Annotated in this window: 15 protein-coding genes; 9 read left to right on the top strand and 6 right to left on the bottom strand. The window is 47.3% G+C overall.

The window, feature by feature from the left end; genetic code table 11:
- Positions 1–393: 393 nt before the first annotated feature.
- Entirely contained in the window at positions 394–669 is a 276-nt protein-coding gene (locus QUA04_RS13175) for a hypothetical protein (protein ID WP_333257738.1), read from the bottom strand.
- 244 nt (positions 670–913) lie between these two features.
- Between QUA04_RS13175 and QUA04_RS13170 the strand changes: the two genes are divergently transcribed.
- The 4 genes from QUA04_RS13170 (at position 914) to QUA04_RS13155 (ending at position 5,597) form a co-directional block, all read left to right on the top strand.
- On the top strand, positions 914–1,099 hold the full coding sequence (locus QUA04_RS13170; RefSeq protein ID WP_333257736.1) for a hypothetical protein: 186 nt from the start codon (positions 914–916) through the stop codon (positions 1,097–1,099).
- A 460-nt stretch (positions 1,100–1,559) separates the two neighbouring features.
- Positions 1,560–4,037, top strand: a complete 2,478-nt coding sequence (locus QUA04_RS13165; RefSeq protein WP_006632591.1) for an ATP-dependent Clp protease ATP-binding subunit — start codon at positions 1,560–1,562, stop codon at positions 4,035–4,037.
- A gap of 399 nt (positions 4,038–4,436) precedes the next feature.
- Positions 4,437–5,030, top strand: a complete 594-nt coding sequence (lepB, locus tag QUA04_RS13160) for a signal peptidase I (RefSeq protein ID WP_333257734.1) — start codon at positions 4,437–4,439, stop codon at positions 5,028–5,030.
- 243 nt (positions 5,031–5,273) lie between these two features.
- Positions 5,274–5,597, top strand: a complete 324-nt coding sequence (locus tag QUA04_RS13155) for a DUF1825 family protein (RefSeq protein WP_333257732.1) — start codon at positions 5,274–5,276, stop codon at positions 5,595–5,597.
- A gap of 60 nt (positions 5,598–5,657) precedes the next feature.
- Here QUA04_RS13155 and QUA04_RS13150 read toward each other — a convergent pair whose 3' ends face one another.
- Positions 5,658–7,577, bottom strand: coding sequence for a penicillin-binding protein 1A (locus tag QUA04_RS13150; RefSeq protein WP_333257731.1), 1,920 nt, complete (start codon positions 7,575–7,577; stop codon positions 5,658–5,660).
- A gap of 307 nt (positions 7,578–7,884) precedes the next feature.
- Between QUA04_RS13150 and tyrS the strand changes: the two genes are divergently transcribed.
- Genes tyrS through QUA04_RS13135 form a run of 3 tightly spaced genes read left to right on the top strand, consistent with a single transcriptional unit; the run spans position 7,885 to position 10,496 of the window.
- A complete protein-coding gene (gene tyrS / locus QUA04_RS13145) occupies positions 7,885–9,117 on the top strand; it encodes a tyrosine--tRNA ligase (RefSeq protein WP_333257784.1) in 1,233 nt (410 codons plus the stop codon).
- A 32-nt stretch (positions 9,118–9,149) separates the two neighbouring features.
- Entirely contained in the window at positions 9,150–9,860 is a 711-nt protein-coding gene (gene pyrF, locus QUA04_RS13140) for an orotidine-5'-phosphate decarboxylase (RefSeq protein WP_333257729.1), read from the top strand.
- Positions 9,861–9,896: 36 nt separating this feature from the next.
- Positions 9,897–10,496 (top strand): hypothetical protein, encoded by a 600-nt coding sequence (locus QUA04_RS13135; RefSeq protein ID WP_333257727.1) that lies wholly within the window; start codon positions 9,897–9,899, stop codon positions 10,494–10,496.
- Positions 10,497–10,884: 388 nt separating this feature from the next.
- Here the strand turns inward: QUA04_RS13135 and QUA04_RS13130 are convergent, their stop codons facing one another.
- Positions 10,885–11,331 (bottom strand): hypothetical protein, encoded by a 447-nt coding sequence (locus tag QUA04_RS13130; protein WP_333257726.1) that lies wholly within the window; start codon positions 11,329–11,331, stop codon positions 10,885–10,887.
- 386 nt (positions 11,332–11,717) lie between these two features.
- A complete protein-coding gene (locus QUA04_RS13125) occupies positions 11,718–12,395 on the bottom strand; it encodes a uracil-DNA glycosylase (RefSeq protein ID WP_333098315.1) in 678 nt (225 codons plus the stop codon).
- A gap of 192 nt (positions 12,396–12,587) precedes the next feature.
- Here QUA04_RS13125 and QUA04_RS13120 point away from each other — a divergent pair, with 192 nt between their 5' ends.
- Positions 12,588–13,259, top strand: a complete 672-nt coding sequence (locus QUA04_RS13120) for a phosphoribosyltransferase family protein (protein ID WP_333257723.1) — start codon at positions 12,588–12,590, stop codon at positions 13,257–13,259.
- Positions 13,260–13,301: 42 nt separating this feature from the next.
- Positions 13,302–13,592, top strand: coding sequence for a hypothetical protein (locus QUA04_RS13115; RefSeq protein ID WP_333257721.1), 291 nt, complete (start codon positions 13,302–13,304; stop codon positions 13,590–13,592).
- 198 nt (positions 13,593–13,790) lie between these two features.
- On the opposite strand, the gene QUA04_RS13110 is transcribed toward QUA04_RS13115, so the two are convergent.
- Positions 13,791–14,162 carry a VOC family protein gene (locus tag QUA04_RS13110; protein WP_333257719.1) on the bottom strand — a complete coding sequence of 124 codons (372 nt, stop codon included), beginning with the start codon at positions 14,160–14,162 and terminating at the stop codon, positions 13,791–13,793.
- Between the two features lie 60 nt (positions 14,163–14,222).
- Positions 14,223–14,675, bottom strand: a complete 453-nt coding sequence (locus tag QUA04_RS13105; protein ID WP_333257782.1) for a histidine phosphatase family protein — start codon at positions 14,673–14,675, stop codon at positions 14,223–14,225.
- Between the last annotated feature and the right edge of the window lie 95 nt (positions 14,676–14,770).

The following is a 14,770-nucleotide window of genomic DNA, read 5'->3' as shown; positions in this document are numbered from 1 at the left end:
AATTAAGTAATTAAAATTTGGCTGAGCTTGGTAACTAGAAACGAGAAAATGGAAGCAGTCAGGGGTCTGATATCAAATCCAGTTAATCAGCCACACAATTAATTGGGCAGGGGATATGGGGCATGAAGTATCACGGAAGTGAGTACAATTAGCCGGATTTGATATAACCCTTGATTCGCTAACATGATCTTACAAGGGAAGGGGACTGTTGAGAATGCGACAAAAGCTCAATTTAAACCGATTGTCTCAGGTCAGGGAAAGAATGTGATATCTATGCAAGTTCCACGAATACAATGCTGCCGGCAAACTCCTCCTCCGGCGAGAAGTATGGAGCTTTATCAACAAGCGCGGGGTCAAAACAGTATGTCTACAGTATGTCTCCTGAAGGAATGTTCAGCTCATGACAGCCGACTCCCAATCCTTGATATATTCTTCCGCGATCATCATCGTGCAAGCCTCCTTGATGCCTTCCTCATCACCTTTGTCTAACAGCTTCTGCAATGTTGCTCTCACCCCTGCCAAGCGTGAAGCTGGCTTGAGAATACCGTAGAGGCGGAATATGTTATCGGCTGATATACTGCGATGTTTTAGTGCTTTTCTGCCTGCCAGTTCCGAGTCCAGACTGAGCCAGTAGGGGCTAGTGTAAAACGCTTTCTCATCTGATACCACTCCTGGCAACAAGCAATGGATTAAGAGAGGATATTGTGTAGCTTCCAGAAGAATAAGCGCAGCGAGGAGCCATCCGCAACAGTAGACAGTTTGTCATCTCCAGCAACACCTCTAAGCTGTTGAGCAGCAGGTCACGTCCGAGCAAAATGTACTTGATCGGTTACATATCCACCTCTTTGTTCTGCTGCACGTAAATATTGAGCATTTATTGAGGTGGTGGCGCCAGTAGGGACAGGGGTACAAGGTGGCAAATCGTGTAAAGAAGTCCTTCAAGGCTGCCGCCAAAAAAAGATTTTTGCTGTTCGGGTCGCTTGGGTTCCACAATCTCAGCAATGGTGTGGAAGAAGCGCCACACCCCAGGCTCAATGTAATAGCGGAAGCTGAAATGAATACTACCCAAATCTCCAACGCATCTGAGGCAAAATTTTAGATAAAGAAAGCCCAGCTCGCTCTCGCCATCCCAAAGCAACAAATTCTTGAGATGGGCTGTCGCTTAAGGATGAGTTTAGGGGATCGATCGCCCATCTAACTAATAAGTTTTGTACAAAACCCGGCCTGTGACTTGGAGAAATATCCATTTTGTACCTGCATGACAGCCAAAAAGATTATGCTAGAATCCATCAATACGCAGTCGTAGGTTGGGCACGGGCCGAGAAGAGCAATCTTCTTGCAGTCTAGGGGAGGTTGTAGGTCAGCCACCATTTGGGTCTTCCCAGTTGAAAGCCACCCTGCAACATGAGCCTGGAATCTGCAACCGCAGCCGAGTGCGGCAGATAGGTTGGGAGTGTCGCGCTAGAATAAGCAGTACGAGTTAACACTCGAACACAAACGCTCGTTGTGCGAGCGTGACCTCGAAACGGGCACATAGCAGCAGGTGATGGGAATAAATCATGTTTGAACGCTTCACAGAAAAAGCAATAAAAGTAATCATGTTGGCCCAGGAAGAAGCTCGCCGCCTGGGTCACAACTTCGTAGGGACAGAACAGATCCTCCTGGGTCTGATCGGTGAAGGAACCGGGGTGGCAGCTAAAGTCCTCAAATCAATGGGCGTCAACCTGAAAGACGCGCGCATTGAAGTGGAAAAAATCATCGGGCGCGGTTCCGGCTTCGTAGCAGTCGAAATTCCGTTCACCCCCCGCGCCAAGCGGGTTCTAGAACTATCCCTAGAAGAAGCTCGCCAACTCGGACACAACTATATCGGCACCGAACACCTGCTGCTGGGCCTGATCCGCGAAGGTGAAGGAGTAGCGGCGAGAGTCTTAGAAAACCTGGGAGTAGACTTGTCGAAAGTCCGCACCCAAGTGATTCGGATGCTGGGAGAAACCGCAGAAGTCGCAGCCACCGGCGGCGGTGCCCGTACCAAAACCCCAACCCTGGATGAATTCGGCGCGAACCTCACTCAAATGGCGGTCGATGGCAAACTAGACCCAGTAGTCGGACGCCAAAAAGAAATCGAACGGGTAATTCAAATCCTCGGTCGCCGCACCAAAAATAACCCGGTACTCATCGGCGAACCCGGAGTCGGTAAAACAGCGATCGCCGAAGGTCTCGCCCAGCGCATTGCTAACAACGATATCCCAGACATCCTCGAAGAAAAGCGCGTCGTTACCCTCGACATCGGCTTGCTGGTTGCGGGTACTAAATACCGGGGCGAATTTGAAGAACGCCTCAAAAAAATCATGGACGAAATCCGCACGGCGGGTAACGTGATTTTGGTGATTGACGAAGTGCACACTTTGATCGGTGCAGGTGCGGCTGAAGGGGCGATCGACGCGGCAAACATTCTCAAGCCGGCTTTGGCAAGAGGCGAACTCCAGTGTATCGGCGCTACCACCCTCGACGAGTACCGCAAGCACATCGAGCGCGATGCAGCCTTAGAACGGCGCTTCCAGCCCGTTATGGTCGGCGAACCCACCGTTGACGAGACGATCGAGATTCTCTTTGGTCTGCGGGAACGCTACGAACAGCACCACAAGCTGAAAATCTTGGACACGGCCCTGGAAGCCGCAGCGAAACTATCACATCGGTACATCTCCGATCGCTTCCTCCCAGACAAAGCAATTGACTTGGTAGACGAAGCAGGTTCTAGAGTCCGCCTGATCAACTCCCAACTGCCCCCCGCAGCCAAAGAACTTGACAAAGAACTGCGCCAAGTCCTCAAAGATAAAGACGAAGCGGTGCGTTCTCAAGACTTTGACAAAGCCGGCGAATTGCGCGATCGAGAAATGACCATCAAAGCCGAAATTCGCGCTATTTCCCAAGCCAAAAAAACCGACTCTGCCCGCACCGGCGAAACCGACCCATCGCCAGTAGTCACCGAAGAAGATATCGCTCAAATCGTGGCAAGCTGGACGGGCGTCCCGGTAAACAAACTGACCGAATCCGAATCCGAAAAGCTGCTGCACATGGAAGATACCTTGCACCAACGTTTGATCGGCCAGGAAGAAGCAGTGAAAGCCGTTTCCCGCGCCATCCGTCGCGCTCGCGTTGGCTTGAAAAATCCCAATCGCCCGATCGCCAGTTTCATCTTCTCCGGGCCTACCGGCGTCGGCAAAACCGAACTCACCAAAGCCCTAGCCGGCTACTTCTTCGGTTCCGAAGATGCGATGATTCGGCTGGATATGTCGGAGTACATGGAACGGCACACCGTCTCCAAACTCATCGGTTCTCCTCCAGGCTACGTCGGCTACAACGAAGGCGGCCAACTCACAGAAGCAGTCCGGCGCCGTCCTTACACCGTCGTGCTGTTCGACGAAATCGAAAAAGCCCACCCCGATGTCTTCAATATGCTGTTGCAAATATTGGAAGACGGTCGCTTAACAGATGCCAAAGGTCGCACCGTGGACTTCAAAAACACGCTGCTAATTATGACCTCAAACATTGGTTCTAAGGTGATTGAAAAAGGCGGCGGCGGCCTCGGCTTCGAGTTCAGCGACAACCAAGCCGATGCTAATTACAACCGCATTCGTTCTTTGGTTAACGAAGAACTCAAAAACTACTTCCGCCCCGAATTCCTCAACCGACTCGACGAAATTATCGTCTTCCGCCAGTTGAACAAGGAAGAAGTCAAGGAAATTGCGGTCATCATGCTCAAAGAAGTGTTCGGTCGTTTGACAGAACAGGGAATCACTCTGGAAGTGACCGAAAAATTCAAAGAACGGCTGGTAGAAGAAGGCTACAACCCCAGCTACGGAGCCCGACCCCTGCGCCGCGCCATTATGCGCTTGTTGGAAGACAGCTTGGCTGAGGAAATCCTTTCTGGCCGCATCAAAGACGGCGACACCGCTGTTGTGGATGTGGGCGAGGACGGAATTGTTAAGGTGCTGCAAGGTCAAAAGCGCGAATTGCTGCCCCAAGGCGCTGAGTAAGTTTGAGTTGTGTGCGATCGCGAGTTAAGTTGGGAAATAACTAATCTCGCAGTCGCAAACAACTCAAAATCCTCACATAAAAAAGGTAGAGAATTTAAATTCTCTGCCTTTTTTATGAGTTAATATCAAGAGGAGACTTATTGCATAAATCTTTTATTGATAGGGAAACCGGAGGTGCAACGCAGATGCCTTTCAAGATAGTTTACAAAGGCATACTCTTCAAGTCTAGTAATTAACAGCGACATACTTCAATGGTAAGCTGTACTGCATTTAAATTGTATATTTGGGGCGGGTTCGCGTTCCCAGCCCACTCATAGTTTGATTATTTCTTGAGATGCAATTTAAATGCTGAGCGAGCTTAATCAGATAATTAGTGGCAACTATTTAGCGAGGACTTTCATGACATCTGAAAAAAATAAGTTGGGTACACAAGTAGCAGAAAATCCGCCTGAAACCTGGTGGCAGAGAGCGTGGAAGTCGCAGCGAGAAAATCTTCAGATAGTGATTATTGCTTTGAGTTTAGCAATAGTGATTCGAGCGTTGGTCGCCGAACCGCGCTACATACCCTCAGATTCTATGGTACCCACTCTGCACGTGGGCGATCGGGTCGTAGTCGAAAAAATCTCCTACTACCTCGATCCTCCAAAAACTGGCGACATCGTAGTATTTACTCCCCCGGAAAAGTTGCAAGAAGAAGGCTTTACCCAAGACCAAGCGTTCATCAAGCGGATAATTGGCTTACCGGGTCAAACCGTCGCCGTTAAAAAAGGTTTAGTTTATCTCAACGACAAACCCCTGGTCGAAAAATATATTGCCGAACCTCCTAAATACCAGTGGGGGCCTTATCGCGTCCCAGAAAATCAATACTTTGTGATGGGAGACAACCGCAACAACAGCAACGACTCCAGCAGGTGGGGATTTTTACCTAAGCAGAATATCATCGGCCGCGCTGTAGTGCGGTTTTGGCCTCTAGAACGCATCGGGGAAGTTTAAAGTCAGTTGACTGTTGACAGTTGACTGTTGACAGTTGACTGTTGTCATAGCAAGCCCAATGCCCCATTTCCAATGCCCCATGCCCAATGCCCATGCTTTATCCTGTACGGAAATTTCTACTTATTCTTGTGCCTTAAGGGGTAGGGACTTCCTCCGACAACTGATAAAATGGTACAAAAAGCAGCGGGATTTCTCGCCTAGACTAGATCAAAATTAGTAGAATATTAAAAAATTAGGAAAGCTATGGGATTTTTTGATTCAGAAATTGTTCAGCAAGAAGCCAAGCAGTTGTTTGAAGACTATCAATCTCTCATCAAACTAGGTGGCAATTACGGGAAATTCGATCGCGAAGGCAAGAAAATGTTCATCGCTCAGATGGAATCAATGATGGAGCGCTACCGTATTTTTATGAAGCGCTTCGAGCTGTCTGAGGACTTCATGGCTCAGATGACTGTAGAGCAGTTAAAAACACAGCTCAATCAATTTGGCATCACGCCCCAGCAGATGTTTGAGCAAATGAACTCAACGCTGGAGCGGATGAAATCTGAGCTGGAAAAACAAGCATAAGTTCAACTGTTGACAGTTGAACTTATGACTGACTTATGACTGACTACTAATTACTGATAATTAAGGGCGCTCAAAAGCTGAAGCAGGTTTGAAATTTTCTGCTGGAACGCCTTCCAAAGCTTGGCTCATAAAATCGCGCCAAACAGGGGCGACAATAGTACCACCTGTAGCACCGTAGCTCATCGGTCTATAATTGTCGTTGCCCATCCAAACAGCCACCGACAACTGCGGCACGTAACCTACAAACCAGATATCCCGTTCTGAGGAAGTTGTACCAGTTTTCCCAGCAGCCGGCCGCCCAAGTTGGGCCGCCCTTGCAGTTCCGTTGTTAATTACCCCCTGCAGGGCGCTGTTGACAGATGCCGCCGCCCAGGAATTGAGAACTAATTTGGGTTTGGGCGTATTGTCGAGCAAGACATTGCCACTGCTGTCAGTAACTTGCACGATAAATGTGGTGTCAGAATGCCAGCCGTTGTTGGCGAAGGTAGCAAAAGCTCCGGCCATTTCTAAAGGAGTGAGGTCAACGGCACCCAAGGGCAAAGAAATCACCGGTTCCATCGGACTTCTGATGCCGAGCACGCGACAAATCTCAATCACTTTATTCAATCCGACTTCTTGCCCCAGCTTGACGGCGGGAACGTTAAGAGATGATTCCAAAGCTCTGCGGATGCTGACGGCACCGGAGAAGCCGCCGCCGTAGTTTTGAGGGTAATAGTAGCCGTCGCCGTCGCGGTAGCCGACAGGCGAGTCGTAGACAACTGAATCCGGGGTGTATTTGCCGCTAGCAAAGGCAGCGTAGTAGATAAAAGGCTTAAAAGAAGATCCGGGCTGACGGCGTGCTTGAATGGCGCGGTTGAACTGACTCTTTTCGTAATCGACGCCGCCCACCATTGCTTTGACGAAGTGGGTGCGGGGATCGACGGCGGCTAGGGCAATTTGACCTTCCTCGCGATCGTAAAACAGCCCTTGGTTGTAAAGCCGATTGTGCCACGCTTTGACGGTTTCTTCGGCTATGCGCTGCATTTTGAGGTCGATCGTGGTTTGAACGCGCATTCCTCCCTTAACCACGGCATCTCGCCCGAAACGCCTCGTCAGTTCCTGGACTACGGCTTGTGTTACGTAAGGAACTTGAGATACCCCAAAAGAGGTAATTTTGCCTAGCTTAATTTTTTCCTGGCGGGCTGCTGTTTCTTGGGCCGGCGTAATCCATTTGAGTTCCTTCATGCGGCTTAAAACGGTTATTTGCCGCTCTTTTGCCAACTTGTAATTGACGAAAGGACTGTATTCTTCGGGGGCAGAAATTAAGCCGGCCAGCATCGCTGCTTCTGCAAGAGTCAAATTACTTGCTGACTTGTTGAAATAGCTTCGAGAGGCTGTCTCTACCCCGTACAAGTTGTGACCTAAGTAGATTTGATTCAGGTATAGTTGCAGAATTTGGTCTTTGGTGAGAATTTGCTCCAAGCGGATAGACATTACCGCTTCAGCTACCTTGCGACTAAATTTTGACTGGGGAGAAAGAAACAGGTTCTTGACTAGCTGCATAGTCATAGTTGAGCCGCCTTCAACGGTTCTACCTTTCTCTAGGTTGACTAGGAGAGCTCGGGCTATCCCGCCGGGGTTGATGCCTTTGTGGGTGAAGAAGTTGCTATCTTCGATCGCCAGAACAGCTCGTTTCAGGTTCGGGGAGATTTGGTCAAGGGGTACGACATCCCGGTTGGCTTCATCGTGGATGCTGGCTAGCGGCTTGCCGTTGATGTCGTAAATGTGGGTAGTTTCTGTGGGAGAGTATGTTTGCAAGATCCGAACATCTGGCAAATTGCGGAAGCTGATCGCTAAGCCAACCAGTCCACCAGCGACTACGGAACTGGCAAGCATTGTCATGCTGAGTATGGTTCCGGCGGTCACTTTACTGACTGACTGAACAAACTCGAATACGGGGGCTGAGTTTTCCGTGTTATTGCGGACTGCGTTGGTTGACACGTGAATTTCACTTCCTCACTCGATTTGGGGTTTAAGACTTTTAATTTTAGATGCGAACCCTAGAGACAGTCAGTCGATTTTAGATTTTAGATTTTAGATTTTAGATTTATTCCACAGATGAATCTGGGAGTTTGAACAAGAGTCTAAAATTTGGGGATCTCCACGACTGTTGTCGGGGGCGGGTATCCGTTTTTGGGCGGGGTCAGCTAATGAAAGCCGGTCAGCTTTGGGATTATAGTAGCTTGATAGTTATGTTTTTATGCGTCAACCAGTGAGTGTAACTAATTCTGCTGCACTTTGGCAAAATATGATGGACGATCGCTCCCCGATGATAACTCCTAACCTTTCAGCGCTTTACCGCGGCGTCAGCGAGATTTTTCCAGATCGACCTGATTCTAGCAACCCTGACGAAAATTTAGCCCAACTGCTGGCAAAAGTCGATCGACCGTTGCGCGTCAAACTGGGAATTGACGCCACAGGGGCGGACATTCACTTGGGACACAGCATTTGCTTCCGCAAGCTGCGGGCTTTTCAGGATGCCGGTCACACAGCGGTACTGGTCATCGGAGATTTTACCGCAAGAATTGGCGATCCGACAGGAAAGTCCGAGATGCGAAGCCAGTTGACGGCCGAACAAGTGGCGGAAAATGCCAAGACTTATTTAGACCAAGTGCGTCCGATTCTAGATTTTGACACGCCCGGACGTTTGGAAATTCGCTATAACTCCGAGTGGTTGTCAAAATTGGACATGGCGAAGATTTTGGAACTGCTAGGCACGATGACGGTGCAGCAGATGCTCGCTAAAGAGGGATTTGATAACAGGATGCAGCAGGAAAATGCGATTTTCCTGCACGAGTTTCTGTATCCACTAATGCAGGGTTACGATTCGGTGGCTTTGGAAGCTGATGTTGAGTTGGGGGGAAGTGACCAAAAGTTTAATATTGCGGTGGGAAGAGATTTGCAGCGGCATTTTGGGATGAAACCGCAGTTTGGTTTGCTGATGCCGATTTTGATCGGGACTGACGGGGTGCAGAAGATGTCGAAGTCTTTGAACAATTATGTGGGTTTGTCGGAAGACCCGCTGACGATGTATTCTAAGTTGGAGAAAATTTCCGATAGTTCGATCGCCCAATATTTTGAACTATTGACAGATTTGCCACTTGATGAATTGCCCGAAAATCCGCGAGAAAAACAGAAACTTTTGGCTGTGGATGTGGTGCGCCAGTATCGGGGGAAGGAAGCGGCGGAACGCGCACAACAAGATGCAATTGGGCTGGTTAAAGGTGCTGCGGGACAAGCTGATGCTGTGGCGGAGTTTTCTTTGGCAAACGTCCAGTTTCCGGCTAAGTTGTTTTATATTCTCAGTGCTAGCGGGCTTTGTAAAAGTAGCGGTGATGCGCGGAAGTTGATGCAGGGCGGCGGGGTAAAGTTGGAGGGCGATCGGGTTTCTGATGTTAACCTTACTTTTGAATCACCGGCTGATTTATGCGGTAAGGTTTTGCAGGTTGGGAAGAATAAGTTTGTGCGATTGGTGTCTTGAATCTCTTGTTTAACCGCAGATGAATACTGAAGATGAACGCTGATAATCGAATTATTGTGGCTTTGGATGTTTCGAGTCAAGAAGATGCGATCGCACTTCTTGACAAACTGCCTGATGTATCTTTCTGGAAAGTGGGTTTGGAACTGTTTGTGAGTTCCGGGCCGGGGATTTTGGAAATTTTAAAACAGCGGGAAAAGCGGATTTTTCTGGATTTGAAGTTTCACGATATCCCGAATACTGTGGCTGGTGCTTGTCGGGCTGCTGCTAAGTACAATGTGGATTTATTGACGATCCATTCTACTTGTGGTAAAGATGCTTTGAAAGCGGCACAGTTGGCTTTGACTGAAGGGGCGGCGGCTGTGGATAAACCGACTCCTAAATTAATTGCAATTACTCTCTTGACAAGTTTGAATTCGCGACAGTTGGCTTTTGAGTTGAAAATACCTTTGGAGTTGCCGGAATATGCTTTGCACATGGCATTGTTGGCTAAGGAAACGGGTTTAGCTGGTGCTGTTTGTTCTCCGCAAGAAGTGGAACAGTTGCGGATGAGTTGCGGGGATGATTTTGTGTTAGTTTGTCCCGGTGTGCGTCCGAGATGGGCTGATGGAGGCGATCAAAAACGATCGATGACTCCGAAGGCGACTTTGAAAGCTGGTGCGGATTATCTGGTGATTGGGCGGCCGATTACTGCTGCGGATGATCCGGTGGCGGCTTTTGCGCGTATTTGTGAAGAGATTGAGTAACAATATGAATGTTTTTTAAACCGCAGGTAAATACAGATGAACACAGATAATATTTCATCAGCGTTTATCTGTGTTTATCTGCTAATATCTGCGGTTGAAACTCCGACTTTGGCAGTTAATTTTGTGACAAATCATGCTAACCCTATGAATGCCAGTCGGTATGGTTTGTTAGTGCGATCGCCATGTCCCGCTGATTTAGAAACTTTGGTCGATCGCCTGTTGCAAGATTTGCCGAGTTATGCTAATCGCGTAATTGTGCGATCGCACTTTTCTCCTAACACTAAAACACCGCCTGGTTACGTGCTGCCACAAATAATTTTAGCCGGCCGCCCGGAGTTTGAACCGCTACCTTTAAATTTTGAAGATGCACTTCCTGAAAATGCTAGTCAAGTTTTCATTACTACTTTGGAACGGCAGTATCGCGGGGGAAAACCAGTCGAAATTGAGCAATATCATTGGTTATTTTTCACTAAAACCGATAACGGGTGGGAGTTAGTAAAAATTGTTTCTCGGTTTGGTACTGCGACGGATGTTCGTCCGTTGTTGTGGCCAGAGGGGGAGAAAAGCGAAATTGCTGAGGCTATTCGTTTGTGGTTGCGCGATTGTCAGGCAAAAAATAAGTTGTCTCGCAACTAAATTGTATTTTTTGGGCGGGCGAGGCGCCCACCCCACATGAAATAATTTTTATTGTGGAACAGGCATCTTGCGGTTGGTTGTTGGTTGGGGTCTGATTAACAGTCTGGATTGGAGCGGCTTCATATCTTTTGTTAGTTCTAACCCTTGGGTTGGAGTGCCGATGGTTGTAGGACTTATACCTGTGTCATTACTTGTACCTCTTTTTTTAATAACACCTTTTTTTATAATATCTAGTATAAGGCCCGCTGTTAATAAATCACGAGGTGGAAATAGATAAGTTGGAAATTCCGAAGAGGTTTGACCTTCTAAATTAGGAAATACTCAATTCTAAATCAAAGGATAACCCGTCAAAAGTACATTGTGACCTAAGAATTTATCTTCATGGTGCTCAGTATTTCAGCGTTTCCTTGACTCCGATTTTGCTTGGCTCAAAGATAGAGACCATTCCACAGAATTCATTGAATATTGTGTAATACTCTTCCCCACGATCAATATCGTGCCAAAATCTTTGGCTGTGCATTGCTTCTCTTGCATAATAGCCAAATGTGTACAGTGCAATTTCCTTTTTCATTACACCAGACATAATCATAAAGTAAATCTCTTCCAAAAAGCAGATAAATACCTCTTTTTCCTGTTTTGTGACTGATATGCTGCTAGAGCTATCATGCCAAAGCTCACAGACTTTCTGGATTGACTCGTTCTCATCGAATCTTTTGCTCATCTCATGAAACTTCTCATATCTACGTATCCTATTGAGATCTATGAACTCAAGAATGCCTTTCAAAAAACCTAGGAGTCCTATTAGTCCACCAATAGCTTCAATAAAGTTTTTCATGATTATATATCAAGTGGGAATAGATGATAATTATTGCCTAATATACTGATGATCGGCAAAAAAGTCATGGTGCGGTTCACAAGGATTTATACTCATCGCAAAAATGACACGCTCCCCATCTTGCGGGCGGGCGATACGCCCAACCCCTACTCCCCACATGAAATAATTTTTATTGTGGAACAGGCAAGATGCCTGTTCCTGACAGAAAATAAGGTTATTGTGGAACAGGCAAGATGCCTGTTCCTGACAAAGGTATCAGAAAATTCCCGAATTTTCGGTTGAGCGATTTACGTGGGTGGGGACGGGTTTATGAGATTACCTGTTTTAGTCAATTATAGTTGGTGAAACCCGCCCATACAAAGCACAGCAAAAAATTATTACAATTGCTATTTTAATTCATCCAATTTAGCCTTAATAGCCTGCATATCTTGCCACATAAACCATTTCGGCGTCTCCGGTTCGCGGGAGGGGTTTCGCAGCAAGTACGACGGGTGAAAAATTGGCATACACAAACGATTTTCCCATTCAATCCATTGACCTCTGATTTTACTTATCGGCCGCTTGTCGCTCAACAAACCTTTGAGGGCTGTTGCACCAGTTAATAAAATAATTTTGGGGTCTAAGATGCGGATTTGTTCGAGCAAGTAAGGTTTGCAAGCTTCGATTTCTTTTGCTGTCGGAGGGCGGTTGTTGGGAGGGCGACATTTGATGACGTTGGCAATGAATACGTCGGTTTCTGCACTCAATCCCACGGATTCTAAAATCTTATCTAACAGTTTGCCCGATCGCCCGACGAAGGGCAATCCGGTTTCGTCTTCGTTTTGTCCGGGTGCTTCTCCCACAATCAAAATTGAGGCTTGAGGATTGCCGCGCCCGATGACAGCGTGAGTGCGGCTGTTGCCCAATTCACAGCGGTAGCAGCGGTTGCAGTGCTCGCCGATTTGTTCCATATTTTGATAAGTGCCGGGAGGAATGGGAATTTTGGCATTTGCTGGTATTGAGTCTGTTTGGAAAGTGGCACTTTGATTGTTGTCAAAAAGGCTCAGTTGCAAGTCGCTGGACATACATTTTACAATTAGGGAGATATTTTCGAGTCTAGAGTTTATAGTTTAGATCGGGTTTGGTGATTTGAGATTGGCTAGAAGCTTGTGTGCGATGCTGTCGATTCCCTACGGGATAGCTACGCTGCACGCACAATCTCCAATTAACACTGGCACAATCTCCTATTTTTTGGTTGAGCTCGTACAGGCAAAAATATGTTCTCTAACCCGTTTTTTGACGATCGCGCCGATGCAGGTGAAAAACTGGCCGAGGCAGTGGTGGACGAGTTCGGCAAGTTGAGTTTAATGACACAGCAGGCGGTGAAACCGATTGTTTACGCCTTGCCACGCGGGGGTTTGCCCGTTGCTGTGCCGATTGCGCGTCGCTTGGGCTGTCCTTTGGATGTGGTTGTCGCTAAGAAAATTACTCGCCCAGATAATTTAGAATTGGCGATCGGGGCTGCAACTGCTGATGGTCACGTCCTCTGGGAAAAGCAAAAGCAGCACAATTTACGCTTGCAAAAATCAGCACTGCCCCTGGCTCAAAATAATGCTCAATCTTTGCTGGCAGATTTGTCTCCTGGACGCCCAAATATCAGCGCGGCTGGGGCTTTGGCGATTTTGGTAGATGACGGCATTGCTACGGGGATGACGATGGCTGTGGCGGCTAAGGCTTTGGAGTCGCAGCAACCGCTGGCTTTGTGGATTTGCGCGCCTGTCGCCCCGGCAGATTTGATGGGATTTTTGGCCACAATGGGCGATAAGGCGATCGTCCTGAAGACTCCTCACCCTTTTTACAGTGTCAGTCGCTTTTACGGGCAATTTCCGCAGGTTGAGACTGCGGAGGCTTTAAGGTGTTTGCAGCAACAAACAGAATGGCGATCGTAGGTTAAGCTAGAAGGCTAAATCTAAAAGCTCGATCGCTAAAACATGAGACCTTGGCAATATTGGTTGGACACTTTGATTCTGTCTACTCAGCACAATCCGCCTCGCTTTGTTGAGTTGGTGATGTTGACTTTGGCGATGATTTTGCTCGGGCTGTGGAGTGCAACATTGCAGTGGCAGTATTTAACCCTGTCTCTGAGTTATATAATTGGTTCGTCTTTTTCAATTTTGGTGCGGGAATACATCGGCCCGCGGCCTCAATTTCAGCTAACTCATCTGACAGCGTTGCTGTTATTAATCATCAGTTTTTATAGTTTTGCTGAACTGATTAGATAGTTAAGGCCGTTTTGATTTGTAGAGGCGGGTTTTACAATGTCATTGCGAAGGTGGTGAAGCAATTGCATAACTTATATAGCAATCCTCACCGGGTTGTGAACTCGATCTTTTTTTAAACGAACCGCGAAGACGCGAAGGACGCGAAGGAAGAGAAGAGAAGATCGAGAGTTCACAAATCATTAGCCATCATCCTACATCCTAATGGGATTGATGTAAAATTATGCGGTTGCCGGCCGGATCGAAGGCATAGATTTCTAGACCGTGAGAAGCTTTGATAATTTCTCCATTGGGCGGATACCCTAAAGCCCAAATTCTGGCGATCGCAGTTTCGATATCGCTGACTTCCAAACACAGACTCATGCCTGTTTTTGCTCGATTTGCAAATTCCGATTTGTGGGAATCTTTGGGTTTGAATATGCCGAGTCTTAAGCCTGGGAGTTGAAATTCCGCATAAGTATTGGGAATATAAGGGTTTGGCTCTATGTCGAGAAATTTTGTGTAAAATTTAACGAGAACTTCCTTATCAAGGTCGGCTAAAGTCACGAGGGCGGCGCTGTATAGGAAACTCATATAAATTGGCAATGCGTAGTTGGTGATGGGGAATTGATAATATTATAACTTTCTATCTATTTAAAATCCTCCAATTCGCCCCACAATTTGGATTTTACCTTGTCGATCACTTTTGAGAATCACAGCTTCGCCGCTTTGCGGTACAAGATCAGTAATCGCGGTAATATTTACTTGATGCGTTACCATAATAATCGCGTCTTTAGTGTGGCGGTTGTCAACAATTAATTTGCGAATTGTCGCTGTTTGTGTGGCTTCTGTGCTGCTGTCCCTAAAGAACGAGTTCAGCGCTGGGAAGGGTTCGACTTTGCCTAAATTTATCAATGTTGCTGTTTCCAAACACCTACACCACTGACTAGATAAAACTCTCGCAACTTTGATGTTGCGGTTGCGAAATTCTGCTCCAATTTGCTTGGCTTGGGTTCTCCCTTGTGCCGATAAATTCCGCTGGGTGGAACAGTCGCCCAACTTAAAGTTAGCAGGATCTCCCGTGCCGGGGGCGATCGCGTGTCGCATTGCTACCACCAACCCCGTCTCATACCAATTTTATGTGAAGTTGCATATAATAGAGAGATAGCTTGTATGGTGCGTTTATGAGTCGTAGTTTAAAA

This window comes from Microcoleus sp. S13_C5, from assembly GCF_036700845.1.
Classification (GTDB): Bacteria; Cyanobacteriota; Cyanobacteriia; order Cyanobacteriales; family Microcoleaceae; genus Microcoleus.
This window is presented reverse-complemented; position numbering and strand designations above follow the sequence as displayed.

What these genes read in the sequence shown, in the direction of transcription:
- QUA04_RS13135 (WP_333257727.1), top strand. Translation starts at nt 9,897, where the DNA reads ATGAACACAGATAATATTTCATCAGCGTTTATCTGTGTTTATCTGCTA.
- QUA04_RS13165 (WP_006632591.1), top strand. Translation starts at nt 1,560, where the DNA reads ATGTTTGAACGCTTCACAGAAAAAGCAATAAAAGTAATCATGTTGGCC.
- QUA04_RS13110 (WP_333257719.1), bottom strand. Translation starts at nt 14,162, where the DNA reads ATGAGTTTCCTATACAGCGCCGCCCTCGTGACTTTAGCCGACCTTGAT.
- QUA04_RS13105 (WP_333257782.1), bottom strand. Translation starts at nt 14,675, where the DNA reads ATGCGACACGCGATCGCCCCCGGCACGGGAGATCCTGCTAACTTTAAG.
- tyrS (WP_333257784.1), top strand. Translation starts at nt 7,885, where the DNA reads ATGATGGACGATCGCTCCCCGATGATAACTCCTAACCTTTCAGCGCTT.
- pyrF (WP_333257729.1), top strand. Translation starts at nt 9,150, where the DNA reads ATGAACGCTGATAATCGAATTATTGTGGCTTTGGATGTTTCGAGTCAA.
- QUA04_RS13115 (WP_333257721.1), top strand. Translation starts at nt 13,302, where the DNA reads ATGAGACCTTGGCAATATTGGTTGGACACTTTGATTCTGTCTACTCAG.
- QUA04_RS13155 (WP_333257732.1), top strand. Translation starts at nt 5,274, where the DNA reads ATGGGATTTTTTGATTCAGAAATTGTTCAGCAAGAAGCCAAGCAGTTG.
- QUA04_RS13125 (WP_333098315.1), bottom strand. Translation starts at nt 12,395, where the DNA reads ATGTCCAGCGACTTGCAACTGAGCCTTTTTGACAACAATCAAAGTGCC.
- QUA04_RS13130 (WP_333257726.1), bottom strand. Translation starts at nt 11,331, where the DNA reads ATGAAAAACTTTATTGAAGCTATTGGTGGACTAATAGGACTCCTAGGT.
- lepB (WP_333257734.1), top strand. Translation starts at nt 4,437, where the DNA reads ATGACATCTGAAAAAAATAAGTTGGGTACACAAGTAGCAGAAAATCCG.
- QUA04_RS13120 (WP_333257723.1), top strand. Translation starts at nt 12,588, where the DNA reads ATGTTCTCTAACCCGTTTTTTGACGATCGCGCCGATGCAGGTGAAAAA.